We start from the raw sequence: 12,006 nt of genomic DNA, 5'->3' as shown, positions 1-12,006 counted from the left end.
TCATGCGGTGGCGCCGCGACTGGTTCGTCCCTGTGTAACTGCTGTGCAACCAGCGTCCTTCGCAATCTAGCTCACGAGCGGACCGTCTGTGCTTCAATGAGTAGAACATGTTTCAGATACGCCTGGCCAGAGTCCGGGTGGAGACGCTTGAGGAGGCGGCGTGAGCGTGCACTTCCCCGCGGGGTTCGATTTCACCAGCCCCGACCTGTGGTCGGAGCGGCGGCCCGAGGCCGAGTTCGCCGAGCTGCGGCGATCGGCACCGGTCTGGTGGCAGGACATCCCGCCCGGCACCACCGGGTTCGACGACGGTGGTTTCTGGGTGGTGTCCAAGCTGGAGGACATCAAGGCCATCTCGCGGAACCCGAAGCAGTACTCGAACTGGGAGAACGGCGCGATCGTCCGGTTCGGTCCGGAGATCGAGCGCGAGCAGATCGACATGCAGCGGATGCTGCTGCTCAACATGGATCCGCCGCAGCACACCAAGACGCGGCGCATCATCTCGCGCGGTTTCACGCCGAAGGCGGTGCAGTCCCTGCACGACGCGCTGGCGGAGCGGGCCGAGCAGATCGTGCACGAGGCCCGTAAGGCCGGCGGCGGTGACTTCGTCGAGCAGGTGGCCAGCGAGCTCCCGCTGCAGGCGATCGCCGAGCTGCTCGGCGTGCCGCAGGAGGACCGCAAGAAGCTCTTCGACTGGTCCAACTCGATGATGGCCTACGACGACCCCGAGTTCGAGGGCGACTATCTCACTGCGATGACCGAGTTCACCGGCTACTCGTGGAACCTGGCGGAGGAGCGCCGCAAGTGTCCGATGGACGACATCGTGACCACGCTGGTGCAGGCCGACATCGACGGCGACGGGCTCGGCAGTGACGAGTTCGCGTTCTTCGTGCTGCTGCTCGCGGTGGCCGGCAACGAGACCACTCGCAACGCCATCAGCCACGGCATGAAGGCCTTCGTCGACCATCCCGACCAGTGGGAGATCTACAAGGAGCAGCGGCCGCGCACCGCGCCCGACGAGATCGTGCGCTGGGCGACGCCCGTCTCGGTGTTCCAGCGGACCGCGCTCGAGGACGTCCAGCTCGGCGAGCAGACGATCAAGAAGGGCCAGCGCGTCGCGCTGTTCTACGCCTCGGCCAACTTCGACGAGGACGCCTTCGAGGATCCCTACACCTTCAACATCCTGCGCGACCCGAACCCGCACGTCGGCTTCGGCGGCTCCGGCACCCACCACTGCGTGGGCGCGAACCTCGCCCGCCTCGAGATGGACCTCATGTTCAAGGCCATCGCGGACGTCATGCCGAACCTGCGCGAACTCGAGCCCCCGCAGCGCCTGCGGTCGGGCTGGCTCAACGGCATCAAGCACTGGAAGGTCGCCTACGAGTAGGCGCCGACCGCGACGAAGCCCCCTGGGGATCTCCCGGGGGCTTCGTCGTGTGCGGGGGCCGGAAACCCGGTGGCCCCGGGGTGGCCGCGCCGGTTAGCGTGGTCGGGTGAGCACACCGGAATCGCATGAGGAAGGGGTCGCCGGTCCCGCCGCCGACCCCGTGCAGAACCGCGCCGTCGTGCGCTGATCCGCGGGCCCGAGTCGGCCGCGGCGACCGGAGACGATCCACGTTTCCCGTCGTCCCAGGAGTGCTCCGTGCCTCGACTCGTCCTGTTCCTCGCCCTCGCCGTCTTCGCGATGGGTACCTCCGAATTCATGCTCGCCGGCGTCCTGCCGGATCTCGCCGCCGACCTCGCCGTCGCCCCGTCCGCAGCGGGAAGCCTCGTCTCCGCGTTCGCCGTCGGGATGGTCGTCGGTGCCCCGGTCACCGCGGCCCTCGCCCGACGGTGGCCGCCCCGCTCGGCCCTGCTCGGCTTCCTCGCATTGTTCGCGGCGGCGCACGTCGTCGGCGCGCTGACCGCGTCCCTCCCGGTGTTGCTCGGTACCCGCGTGGTGTCCGCCTTCGCCAATGCCGGCTTCCTCGCCGTCGCGTTCACCGTGGCGGCCGCGGCCGTCGGCCCCGACCGGCGGGCGCGGGCGCTGTCGATGTTGCTCGCGGGGACCACCGTCGCCATGGTCGCGGGCGTGCCCGCCGGCGCCGTCGTGGGCGCTGCTGCGGGGTGGCGGGCGCTGTTCTGGGCGGTCGCGGTGCTGTGCGTTCCGCCGTTCCTCGCGATCCTCGGGGCGGCTGCCCTCGATTCCATCGAACGCGGGCGCCCTTCGCTCCGAACGGAACTCGCCGCGCTGTGGGACGGTCGGACGGCGGCTGTGCTCGTCCTCACCGCGCTGGTGAATGCGGGAACCTTCGGCGTCCTGCCCTACCTCGCGGTCCCTGTGGAGGAGGTGCTGTCGGCGGTGTGGATCCCGCTGGTGCTGATGCTCTTCGGGGCGGGTGCGTGCGCCGGCGTCGCGATCGTCGGCCGAGTCGCCGACGCCCGACACCGGATGCTCCTCGCTGTGGGCGCGCCGCTCCTGGTGGGGGCTTGGGTAATGCTCGCTTCCGGCGGACGGGAACCGCTCCTCCTGCTGGCGATCGTGCCCCTGTCGGGCCTCCTCGCATTCGCCGTCGGCGGTACTCTGATCGCCCTCTCGATCGGGTCCGCTTCGGAGACTGCACCCACGATGGCCGGCTCCTACGCCACCGCCGCGCTCAACGTGGGCGCGGTCGTGGGGCCCCTGGGCGCCGGCGCGGTCCTCGACCGATTCGGCGGGATCGCGGGACCGGCCGGATTCGCCGCCGCCGTCACGGCCGCGGCGATCCTCGCCGGCACGCGGCTCCGGGCGGGTCGGTGATATCCGGTGTCTACGCAGGCTTGTCCGCGCCCACCAGCCACATGGAGAAGTACTGCGAACCGCCGCCGTAGGCGTGCCCGAGTGCCTTTCGGGCACCGTCGACCTGGTAGTCCCCGGCCCGCCCCATGACCTGCTTCGCGGCCTCCGCGAACCGGATCATGCCGGACGCGCCGATCGGATTGGAGGAGAGCACGCCGCCCGACGGGTTCACCGGCAGCTCCCCGCCGATCTCGGTACCCCCGGACTCGGTGAGCTTCCAGCCCTGCCCCTCGGGGACGAATCCCAGGTTCTCCAGCCACATGGGCTCGAACCAGGAGAAGGGAACGTAGATCTCGGCCGCGTCGACCTCGCGCAGCGGGTCGGTGATGCCGGCGTCGCGCCACAGCGCGGCCGCGGCGTCCTGGCCCGCGCGGGGGCTGACGTGTTCGCGGCCCGCGTAGGCGAGGGGCTCGGTGCGCATCGCGGTCGCGAGCACCCAGCCGACGCGGTTGCCGGTGGCCGCCTCCGACGCCGCGGCGGCCTGCTCGTCGCCGAGCACGATGGCGCAGGCGCCGTCGGACGACGGGCAGGTCTCGTCGAAGCGGATGGGGTCCCAGAGCATCTGGGACGCCTGCACCGATTCGAGCGTGATGTCGGGCTGGTGCAGGTGCGCCAGCGGATTCCGGGCGCCGTTGCGCCGGTCCTTGACCGCCACCATCGCGCCGACGTGGTCGGGCGCGCCGGAGCGCCGGATGTAGGAGCGGACGTGCGGGGCGAAGTAGCCGCCGGCACCGGCACCGACGGGCACGGTGAACGGGACCGGGATCGACAGCGCCCACATGGCGTTCGACTCCGACTGCTTCTCCCACGCCACGGTGAGTACTCGCTTGTGCACGCCCGACTTGACCAGAGCGGCGGCGACGGCGGCGGTGGAGCCGCCGACCGAGCCCGCGGTGTGCACGCGCAGCAGCGGCTTGCCGACGGCGCCCAGCGCGTCGGCGAGGAACAGTTCGGGCATCATGACGCCCTCGAACATGTCAGGCGCCTTGCCGATCACGATGGCGTCGATGTCGGCCATGGTGGTGCCGGAATCGAGCAGCGCTGCGTCGACGGCCTCGCGGATCATGCCGGCCATCGAGACGTCGGTGCGCTTGGCGCGGTGGCGGGTCTGGCCCGTTCCGAGTACTGCGGTGGGCTTGCCCATCACTTGGCCTCCATCACGGCGATCAGGTTCTGCTGCAGGGCGTGTCCGCCGGTGGCGTGCGCCAGGACGCGTTCCGCGTCGCCGTTCCACACGGCGCGGGCGGCCTCGCCGATCCGGGCGAGACCCGCGGAGAACATGGGATTCCCCACGAGCGCACCGCCGGACGGGTTGATCCGTACGTCGTCGTCGAGACCGATCGCCCTGCGCAGGATCAGTTCCTGGTGGGTGAAGGGTGCATGGAGCTCGGCGAGTTGCACGCCGTCCGCTCCGGCGGCGCGGGCCGCGGCGGTGGTCGACGGCGACAGGGTGAGGTCGCGCGAGCCCAGTGCGGGCGAGTCGATCCGGTGCTCGAGGCCGGTGATGAACGCGGGGTTCTCCCGGATCTCGCGGGCGCGCTCGGCGGAGGCGAGGATAGCGACGGCGGCACCGTCGGTGACGGGCGCGATGTCGTGCCGGCGCAGTGGATCCGCCCACAGCGGCTCGCCCAGGAGCGTCTCCGCGTCGACGGTGCGCGACACCTGCGCCGCCGGGTTCGTCGTCGCGTCGGTGAGGCTGCGCGCGGCGACCGCGGCCATGTCGGCCTCGGTCCACGCGCCGGAGTCGATGCCCGCGCGGGCCTGCAGCGCCGCGACCGACACCGAATCCGGCCACAGCGGCGCGACGGTGTACGGGTCGAGCTGCATGGTCAGCGTGCGGCGCAGTACACCCGCGGAGGACTTGCCGAAGCCGTAGACGAGGGCGGTGTCGATCTCGCCGGTGCGGATCTTCACCCAGGCCTCGTACAGCGCCCACGCGGCGTCCATCTCCACGTGCGACTCGTTGATCGGCGGCACGGCGCCGATGGAGTCGATCGCGGCGATGAACGAGAAGGCCCGTCCCGCCAGGTAGTCCGACGACCCGGAGCACCAGAATCCGATGTCGGACATGGTGAGGCCGGTCTGGGCGAAGACGTCGGCGAACAGCGGGATCAGCATCTCCACGCCGTTGGTCGTGGTCTGCGCGGCGCGCAGCCACGGGGTGGCGGCGTAGCCGACGACGGCGACGGAGCCGTCCGGATCGGTGCAGGTGCGTGTGCTCACAGGTGCTTCTCGTAACTGGAGTAGGGGGCGTCCGGCTCACCGGTCGGTTCGAAATGCGAGATGTTGCCGGGGCTCTCGGTCCACTCCTCGCGCGGCTTCCACACGGCCCGCACCCGCATGCCCATCCGCACCTCGGACGGGTCGCAGCCGAGCACGAGGTGGAGGAACGGGATGTCGGCGCCGTCGATCAGCACGTAGGCGGCGACGTACGGCGGCTTGATCCGCTGCCCCTGGAAGGGCACGTTGACCACGCAGAAGGTGGTGACCACGCCGGTGTCCGGGAGGTCGACCTCCTCCGTGGTGGGGATGCCGTCGATCGGGCAGGCGTTGCGCGGCGGGACGTAGACGTTGCCGCACGTCCCGCACCGCTGACCCAGCAGCCGTCCCTCGGCCAGGGCCTGCAGGTACCGGGTCTCCGGCACGGAGGCGGAGTGCTCGAGCCGCAGCGCGACGGGGGTGATGAGGACCTCGATCGGGTCGTCCGACGGTGCGGCGACAGCGGGGACGCCGTCGCCCTCGCCGGGGACGAAGTGCGTGATGTCGCCGATCGCGCCGGTCGTCTCGGCGGCCCAGAGGGCGTGCACTCGCATGCCGGTCGAGATGTCCTCGGGGCCCGCGACGTCGACGGCGTGCAGGAGGGAGGTGTCGGCACCGTCGAGCCTGATGAGCGCGTAGGCGAAGGGTCGGTCGAAGGGCTGCCCATCCACGGGGTGCGCGTTCCAGCTCCAGCTGGTCACCGTCCCGGTGTCGGAGACTGGAACGATCTCGGTGAGGGCGGCGGTGGTGTCGGGATCGAACTCGAGCGGGGGCACGTGCACCCGACCGGCCGAGTCTCGGGTGCCGACGATGCGGCGCTCGCGGAGGTTCGTCATGAACGCGCCCAGCACCGGTCCGAGCGACCGGGTGTAGTCGAAGGACAGGTACATCGGCGCCGAGAGGGTCTGCGGTTCTACGGTCACCACCCGAGTGAAACACGTTCTAACTTTTTGGCGCAAGGGTATCCCGGAAACGGTAGTCAGCCTTTACCGTGGGAGGAGTTCCTACCGCGTTAGCGCGACGGTATTCCCGCAAACGATCCACGAGGTGTTCCATGGACGATCTGCACCGCGAGCCGCTGGCCGGCGATATTCTGCTCGGCTCCCTCGCCGCCTTCCCCAACCGCGTCGCCGTCCACGTCACGGGCCCTGACGGTGACTCCGTGCTGACGTACGCGCAGGTGCGCGACGAGGTCAGCCGCTACGCGCAGGCCTACGCGTCCTTCGGGCTCGGCGTCGGCAGCCCCGTTGCGATGCTCTCTGGCAACCGGCACGAGGTACTGATCGCCCAGTCCACCAACCTCATCACGGGCGTGCGCTTCGCGGCGCTGCACCCGATGGGCTCGCTCGACGACCACGTCTACGTCATGGAGGACGCGGGCATCGAGACCCTCATCTACGATCCGCGACTCTACGAGCAGCGCGCCGCGGACCTGCGGGAACGGGTGCCGGGGCTGAAAACGCTGCTCTCGCTGGGACCCACGGAGACCGGCGTCGACCTGACCGCCGCTGCGGTCGGATTCGAGCCCGGACCGCTCACCGCGCACACCGCCGACCCGTCGTCGACCGCGAGCCTGGCGTACACCGGCGGCACCACGGGCAAGAGCAAGGGCGTCATGCTCAGCTACTCCGGTGGCGCGGCGCTCCTGCGCATCCAGCGCACGGAATGGGAATGGCCGGAGGAGATCCGGTTCCTGGTGTGCGCGCCGCTCAGCCATGCCGGCGGCGCCTTCTGGAACCCGACGTCGATGACCGGCGGTTCGATGGTCGTGCTGCCGCGGTTCGAGCCGGAGGCCGTGCTCGCGGCGATCGAGAAGTACCGGATCACCGCGACGATGCTGGTGCCCACCATGATCTACGCGCTGCTCGACCATCCGAAGTTCGGCGATTACGACCTGTCCAGCCTGGAGACCGTCTTCTACGGCGCGTCCGCGATCTCGCCGACCCGGCTGACGGAGGCGATCGAGCGCATCGGGCCCGTGTTCTTTCAGTTCTACGGCCAGGCCGAGTGCCCCATGACCATCTCCGTTCTCCGCCGTGGCGACCACGACCCGTCGAAGCCGGAGCGGCTCGCGAGCTGCGGAAAGCCCGTCCCGTGGGTGAACGTCGCCCTGCTCGACGATGCCGGGAGCCCCGTCGAACCCGGTGCGCCGGGGGAGATCTGCGTGCGCGGACCGCTGGTGATGCAGGGCTATCTGAACAAGCCGGAGCAGACGGTCGAAGCAACCGAGCACGGCTGGCTGCACACCGGCGACGTGGGGCGGTTCGACGACGAGGGCTATCTCTACATCGTCGACCGGAAGAAGGACATGGTGGTTACGGGTGGTTTCAACGTCTTCCCACGCGAGGTCGAGGACGTGATCTCGTCGCACCCGTCCGTCGCGTCTGTCGCGGTGATCGGGGTGCCCGACGAGAAGTGGGGCGAGGCCGTCAAGGCCGTCGTGGTGCCGCGCGCCGGCGCGACGGTCGACGTCGAGGAACTGCGCGATCTGGTCCGCGACCGCAAGGGCGTCGTCTACACGCCGAAGACCGTCGACCTCGTCGAATCCATCCCCGTCAGCCCGCTCGGCAAGCCCGACAAGAAGGCCCTGCGCGCCCAGTACGCCTGACTACCTGAATTGAACGACGTTCCGGAGAGCAAACCCGCAGGTCGGATTCTCCAGAACGTCGTTCAATTGCAGGGTCAGCGGCCCTCGAAGACCGGGGTGCGCTTCTCGGCGAAGGCGCGCGGGCCCTCCTTGGCGTCGCGGGAGAGGAAGACGGGCAGGCCCTCCTTCGCGTCGACCTTGAAGGCCTCCTCCTCGTGCATGCCCTCGGTGGCGCGCATGGTGCGCAGCATCGCCTGCACGGCGAGGGGGCCGTTGGCGTTGATCAGTTCGGCCAGCTCCAAGGCCTTGTCCAGGGCGCTCCCGTCGGGCACGACGTGGCCGATCAACCCGTACTCCTTGGCCTCCGCCGCGGTGATGTGCCGGCCGGTGAGCAACAGGTCTGCCGCCACCGTGTACGGGATCTGCCGCGGCAACCGGACCGCGGAGCCGCCCATCGGGTAGAGGCTCCACTTCGCCTCGGAGACGCCGAACTTCGCGCTCTCGCCCGCGACGCGGATGTCGGTGCCCTGCAGGATCTCCGTGCCGCCGGCGATGGCGGCGCCCTCGACCGCGGCGATGAGCGGCTTCCCGGGGCGGCGACCCTTGATCAGGCCGGGGATCCGGGCCGGATCGAAGGCGCTGCCCTCCTTCATCGCCTCGCCGGGGTTCGACTTCGCCATGTTCTTCAGGTCCGCGCCGGCGCAGAAGGCACCGCCCGCGCCGGTGAGCACCGCACTGCGGATCTCGGGGTCCGAGTCGATGCGGTCCCAGGCGTCGCTGAGGATCTGCAACATCTCGCCGGTGAGCGCGTTCTTGCGCTCCGGTCGGTTCATGGTGATGAGCAGCGTGTGGCCGCGCTGCTCGACGAGGGCGTGCGGGGCGTCCGTCATGACCTGAGGCTCCTTGTCGTCGAGGACCTCGCCGAAACGAGGATCGGCAATTGCGGGAATCCGCTTCCTCGAACAGTAACAGGTTCTAGTTTGGAGGAAAGAAGTCTTCAGGAGGATTCATGCGCACACCCCTGTGCGAGGACCTGGGTATCCAGTACCCGGTCATCGCCTTCACCCCGTCGGAGCACGTGGCCGCGGCGGTCTCCCGGGCCGGCGGCCTCGGTGTTCTCGGCTGCGTCCGGTTCAACGACCCCGCCGAGCTCGACGCCGTCCTCGACTGGATGGACGCCAACACCGACGGCCGGCCCTACGGCGTGGACATCGTCATGCCCAACAAGGTGCCCACCGAGGGCAGTGCCGGCGACCTCTCCGAACTCATTCCGGCGGAGCACCGCGCCTTCGTCGAGCGGACCCTCCGTGAGCTCGGGGTGCCGGAGCTGCCCGACGGTGCCGCCGGCGCGGGCGTGCTCGGCTGGCTGCACTCGGTGGCCCGCTCGCACGTCGACGTCGCACTGGGCCACCGGATCGCGCTGATCGCCAACGCCCTCGGCTCGCCGCCCGCGGACGTCATCGACGCCGCGCACGAGCACGGCGTCAAGGTCGCCGCGCTGGCCGGCCGCGCCAAGCACGCCCGCGCCCACGTCGACAACGGCGTCGACATCGTCATCGCGCAGGGCTACGAGGCCGGCGGCCACACCGGCGAGATCGGCTCCATGGTGCTGCTCCCCGAGATCGTCGACGAGGTGGGCGACGACGCGACCGTCGTCGCCGCGGGCGGCATCGGCTCCGGCCGACAGATCGCCGCGGCCCTGACCCTCGGCGCCGAGGGTGTCTGGATGGGCTCGTACTGGCTCACCACCACCGAGTACCTCGAGACGCACACGAAGTCGCAGACCATGCAGGACGCCCTCGTCGCCGCGACGAGCGCCGACACCGTGCGCACGCGGATCTTCTCGGGCAAGCCCGCCCGCCTGCTCAAGACCCGGTGGACGGAGGCGTGGGAGCAGCCGGGGGCACCGTCGGCCCTGCCCATGCCCCTGCAGAACCTGCTGGTGGGGGAGGCGCACAGCCGGATCCACGCGTCGGGCGACCCGTCCGTCGTCGCGATGCCGGTCGGCCAGATCGTCGGCCGCATGAACGCCGTACGCCCGGTCGCCGAGATCATGGCCGAGCTGGTGGCGGAGTTCGAGGATGCCGTCGACCGAGTGAACCTGGCACGCTGACCCCATGGGAACGAATCAGCGCGGCACCATCCAGATGACCGAGGCCGAGGTCGAGGACTTCCTCGAGCGCAGCCGCACCGCCACCATCGCCACGATCGGTGCGAGCGGGGCCCCGCACCTCGTGGCCATGTGGTACGCCGTGATCGACGGTGACCTGTGGATCGAGACCAAGGTGAAGTCGCAGAAGGTCGTGAACCTGCGGCGCAACCCGATCATGAGCGCGTCGATCGAGGCGGGGGACTCCTACGACCAGCTCCGCGGCGTCACCATCGAGGGCGTCGCCGAGATCGTCGAGGACGAGGCGACGGTGCGCGCCGTCTGCGAGCAGGTCTACGAGCGGTACTTCGGCCCCTACTCCGAGGACCTTCGGCCCGCGATCGACGCGATGATGAACAAGCGCGTCGCGGTGCGGCTGCGCGGCGACCGTGTCCGGAGCTGGGACCACCGCAAGCTCGGCATGCCCGCGATGCCCGTCAGCGGGAGCACTGCGGCGTTCGTGTAGGCGCCGACGATGCCCGGAACGCACGCGCAGCCGGCCGATTCCGCGGGGTTCGTCGAGATCAGCCCCTGCGTCGGGGGACTCGTGCGGACCTGGTCGGACGACGGTGCCTCCCACCTCTGGTCCGTGCCCGACGACGCCTGGCTCCGCGAGGTCCAGGCGACGGGCAGGATCGGCCGGGTGTCCCGGAAGGAGGGCCGCTACCGCGAGGCGGCGCGGCTGTCCGAGTCCGACGGTGCGCTCCTCGTGCGGCCCCGCGTCCCGCTCCGGGCGGACGACGGGAGCCTCACGATGGAGGCGCAGTCCATCGCCCTCGCGCCGGAGAAGCGGCCCTCGCGCTCGACCTTCGAGGACTTCCGCGAGGTGCTCACCCGGGCCGTCGAGCACTGCGCCGCGACCGACGAGTACCTGGTGGTCGAGCGCGGCGCGCGGGACGCGCAGCGGGAGCCCTTCTGCCTCTTCGCGGTGCTGCCCGCCGGGGCCGAGCCGGGGGTCTTCGTCACCGTCGTCGAGACCGCGCCGGCGCCCCGGGATTCCGAGCTGTGGGCGCCCTTCGTCGACGAGTGGGACCGGACCGCGACGATCAGCGCACCGTCGGGCCCGGAGACCGTGGCGACCGCCCCGACCGTGATGATCGAGGCGATCAGCCGGTGGGACGCGGACCCGTGGGACCTCGCCTTCACCTTCGGCCGACGGTGACGCTCAGCCTCGCGCCGCCTCCGCCAGGGCGCGCAGCGTGGGCTCGTCGCGGACGCCGCTGAACAGCACCGTCGTGACCGGGGAGTCCCGCCACAGCGCCAGGCGCTCGGCGATCCGGTCGATCGGCCCGAGCAGGGCGATGGAGTCGGCGAGCTCGTCGGGCACGGCGGCGACGGCGCCAGCGCGGTCGCCCGCGAGGAACTTCTCCTGCACCGCGACCGCGGCGTCGGCGAAGCCGAGCCGCCCGATGAGGTCGAGGTGGAAGTTCGTCGACTTGTGGCCCATGCCGCCGATGTAGAAGGCGAGCGGGATCTTCGCCTGCGTCAGGGCGGCGTCGAGGTCGTCGGAGACGATCACCGAGACGGTCGCGGCGATCTCGAAGTCCGCGGATCGGCCCGCGAGGGACTCGCCGAAGACCGGCTCGACCTGCTGCGGATCGACGAACAGCGGCAGCCAGCCGTCGGCGACCTCGGTCGACAGCGCGACGTTCTTCGGCCCCTCCGCGCCGAGGAAGATCGGGATCCGCGGCCGCACGGGCAGCGCGATGGACTTGAGCGGCTTGCCCAGCCCCGTGCCGCCGGGCAGCGGCAGCGGGTAGTGCGGGCCCGCGCTGGTGACGGGCTCCTCCCGGGCGATCACCTGGCGCACGATGTCGACGTACTCGCGGGTGCGGGCGAGCGGCTTGGGGAACGGGTTCCCGTACCACCCTTCGGCGACCTGCGGCCCCGAGGCGCCGAGGCCGAGCACCATGCGGCCGCCGGACAGGCCGTCGATCGTCAGGGCGTGCATGGCGGTCGCGGTGGGCGTGCGCGCGGGGATCTGCGCGACGGCGGTGCCGAGCTTGATCCGCTTCGTTCGGGCCCCGTACCAGGCGAGCGTCGAGAAGGCGTCGGAGCCGTAGGCCTCGGCGGTGAAGACGTAGTCGTAGCCGAGCTCGTCGGCGGCGATCACCGCCGCGGTGTGGTCCTCCGGCCCACGGGTCCAGTAGCCGAGGTTGATGCCGAGATTGAGATCGTTCACCATTCCCCAAATCT

11 protein-coding genes are annotated in these 12,006 nt (G+C 70.6%); 6 read left to right on the top strand and 5 right to left on the bottom strand.

Annotated elements, in window-relative coordinates; translation table 11 throughout:
• Positions 1 to 160: 160 nt before the first annotated feature.
• Together HNP44_RS02755 and HNP44_RS02750 are read left to right on the top strand one after the other, a co-directional pair.
• Positions 161 to 1,384: a cytochrome P450 gene (locus HNP44_RS02755; RefSeq protein ID WP_224645357.1), complete on the top strand. Its 1,224-nt coding sequence runs from the start codon at positions 161 to 163 to the stop codon at positions 1,382 to 1,384.
• 255 nt (positions 1,385 to 1,639) lie between these two features.
• The gene (locus HNP44_RS02750; protein ID WP_259141571.1) at positions 1,640 to 2,776 is read left to right on the top strand and encodes an MFS transporter; all 1,137 of its coding nucleotides are present in this window, start codon (positions 1,640 to 1,642) and stop codon (positions 2,774 to 2,776) included.
• A gap of 10 nt (positions 2,777 to 2,786) precedes the next feature.
• On the opposite strand, the gene HNP44_RS02745 is transcribed toward HNP44_RS02750, so the two are convergent.
• Genes HNP44_RS02745 through HNP44_RS02735 form a run of 3 tightly spaced genes read right to left on the bottom strand, consistent with a single transcriptional unit; the run spans position 2,787 to position 5,964 of the window.
• Positions 2,787 to 3,959, bottom strand: coding sequence for a thiolase domain-containing protein (locus HNP44_RS02745; protein WP_259141572.1), 1,173 nt, complete (start codon positions 3,957 to 3,959; stop codon positions 2,787 to 2,789).
• Positions 3,959 to 5,038 carry a thiolase domain-containing protein gene (locus HNP44_RS02740; protein ID WP_259141573.1) on the bottom strand — a complete coding sequence of 360 codons (1,080 nt, stop codon included), beginning with the start codon at positions 5,036 to 5,038 and terminating at the stop codon, positions 3,959 to 3,961. The genes HNP44_RS02745 and HNP44_RS02740 overlap by 1 nt, the downstream gene beginning before the upstream one ends.
• Complete coding sequence (locus tag HNP44_RS02735) at positions 5,035 to 5,964, bottom strand: Zn-ribbon domain-containing OB-fold protein (RefSeq protein WP_259141707.1); 930 nt, start codon at positions 5,962 to 5,964, stop codon at positions 5,035 to 5,037. Before HNP44_RS02735 ends, HNP44_RS02740 begins: the two co-directional genes overlap by 4 nt.
• A gap of 164 nt (positions 5,965 to 6,128) precedes the next feature.
• Between HNP44_RS02735 and HNP44_RS02730 the strand changes: the two genes are divergently transcribed.
• On the top strand, positions 6,129 to 7,682 hold the full coding sequence (locus tag HNP44_RS02730; RefSeq protein WP_259141574.1) for an AMP-binding protein: 1,554 nt from the start codon (positions 6,129 to 6,131) through the stop codon (positions 7,680 to 7,682).
• A 74-nt stretch (positions 7,683 to 7,756) separates the two neighbouring features.
• Here HNP44_RS02730 and HNP44_RS02725 read toward each other — a convergent pair whose 3' ends face one another.
• Positions 7,757 to 8,551: a crotonase/enoyl-CoA hydratase family protein gene (locus HNP44_RS02725; protein ID WP_259141575.1), complete on the bottom strand. Its 795-nt coding sequence runs from the start codon at positions 8,549 to 8,551 to the stop codon at positions 7,757 to 7,759.
• Between the two features lie 119 nt (positions 8,552 to 8,670).
• Between HNP44_RS02725 and HNP44_RS02720 the strand changes: the two genes are divergently transcribed.
• Genes HNP44_RS02720 through HNP44_RS02710 form a run of 3 tightly spaced genes read left to right on the top strand, consistent with a single transcriptional unit; the run spans position 8,671 to position 10,972 of the window.
• Positions 8,671 to 9,774: an NAD(P)H-dependent flavin oxidoreductase gene (locus tag HNP44_RS02720; RefSeq protein WP_259141576.1), complete on the top strand. Its 1,104-nt coding sequence runs from the start codon at positions 8,671 to 8,673 to the stop codon at positions 9,772 to 9,774.
• A 4-nt stretch (positions 9,775 to 9,778) separates the two neighbouring features.
• Positions 9,779 to 10,276 carry a pyridoxamine 5'-phosphate oxidase family protein gene (locus HNP44_RS02715; protein WP_259141577.1) on the top strand — a complete coding sequence of 166 codons (498 nt, stop codon included), beginning with the start codon at positions 9,779 to 9,781 and terminating at the stop codon, positions 10,274 to 10,276.
• A gap of 9 nt (positions 10,277 to 10,285) precedes the next feature.
• On the top strand, positions 10,286 to 10,972 hold the full coding sequence (locus HNP44_RS02710) for a hypothetical protein (protein WP_259141578.1): 687 nt from the start codon (positions 10,286 to 10,288) through the stop codon (positions 10,970 to 10,972).
• A 3-nt stretch (positions 10,973 to 10,975) separates the two neighbouring features.
• Here the strand turns inward: HNP44_RS02710 and HNP44_RS02705 are convergent, their stop codons facing one another.
• The gene (locus HNP44_RS02705; RefSeq protein WP_259141579.1) at positions 10,976 to 11,995 is read right to left on the bottom strand and encodes an LLM class F420-dependent oxidoreductase; all 1,020 of its coding nucleotides are present in this window, start codon (positions 11,993 to 11,995) and stop codon (positions 10,976 to 10,978) included.
• Between the last annotated feature and the right edge of the window lie 11 nt (positions 11,996 to 12,006).

This window comes from Tsukamurella ocularis (assembly GCF_024807615.1).
Classification (GTDB): domain Bacteria; phylum Actinomycetota; class Actinomycetes; order Mycobacteriales; family Mycobacteriaceae; genus Tsukamurella; species Tsukamurella ocularis.
This window is presented reverse-complemented; position numbering and strand designations above follow the sequence as displayed.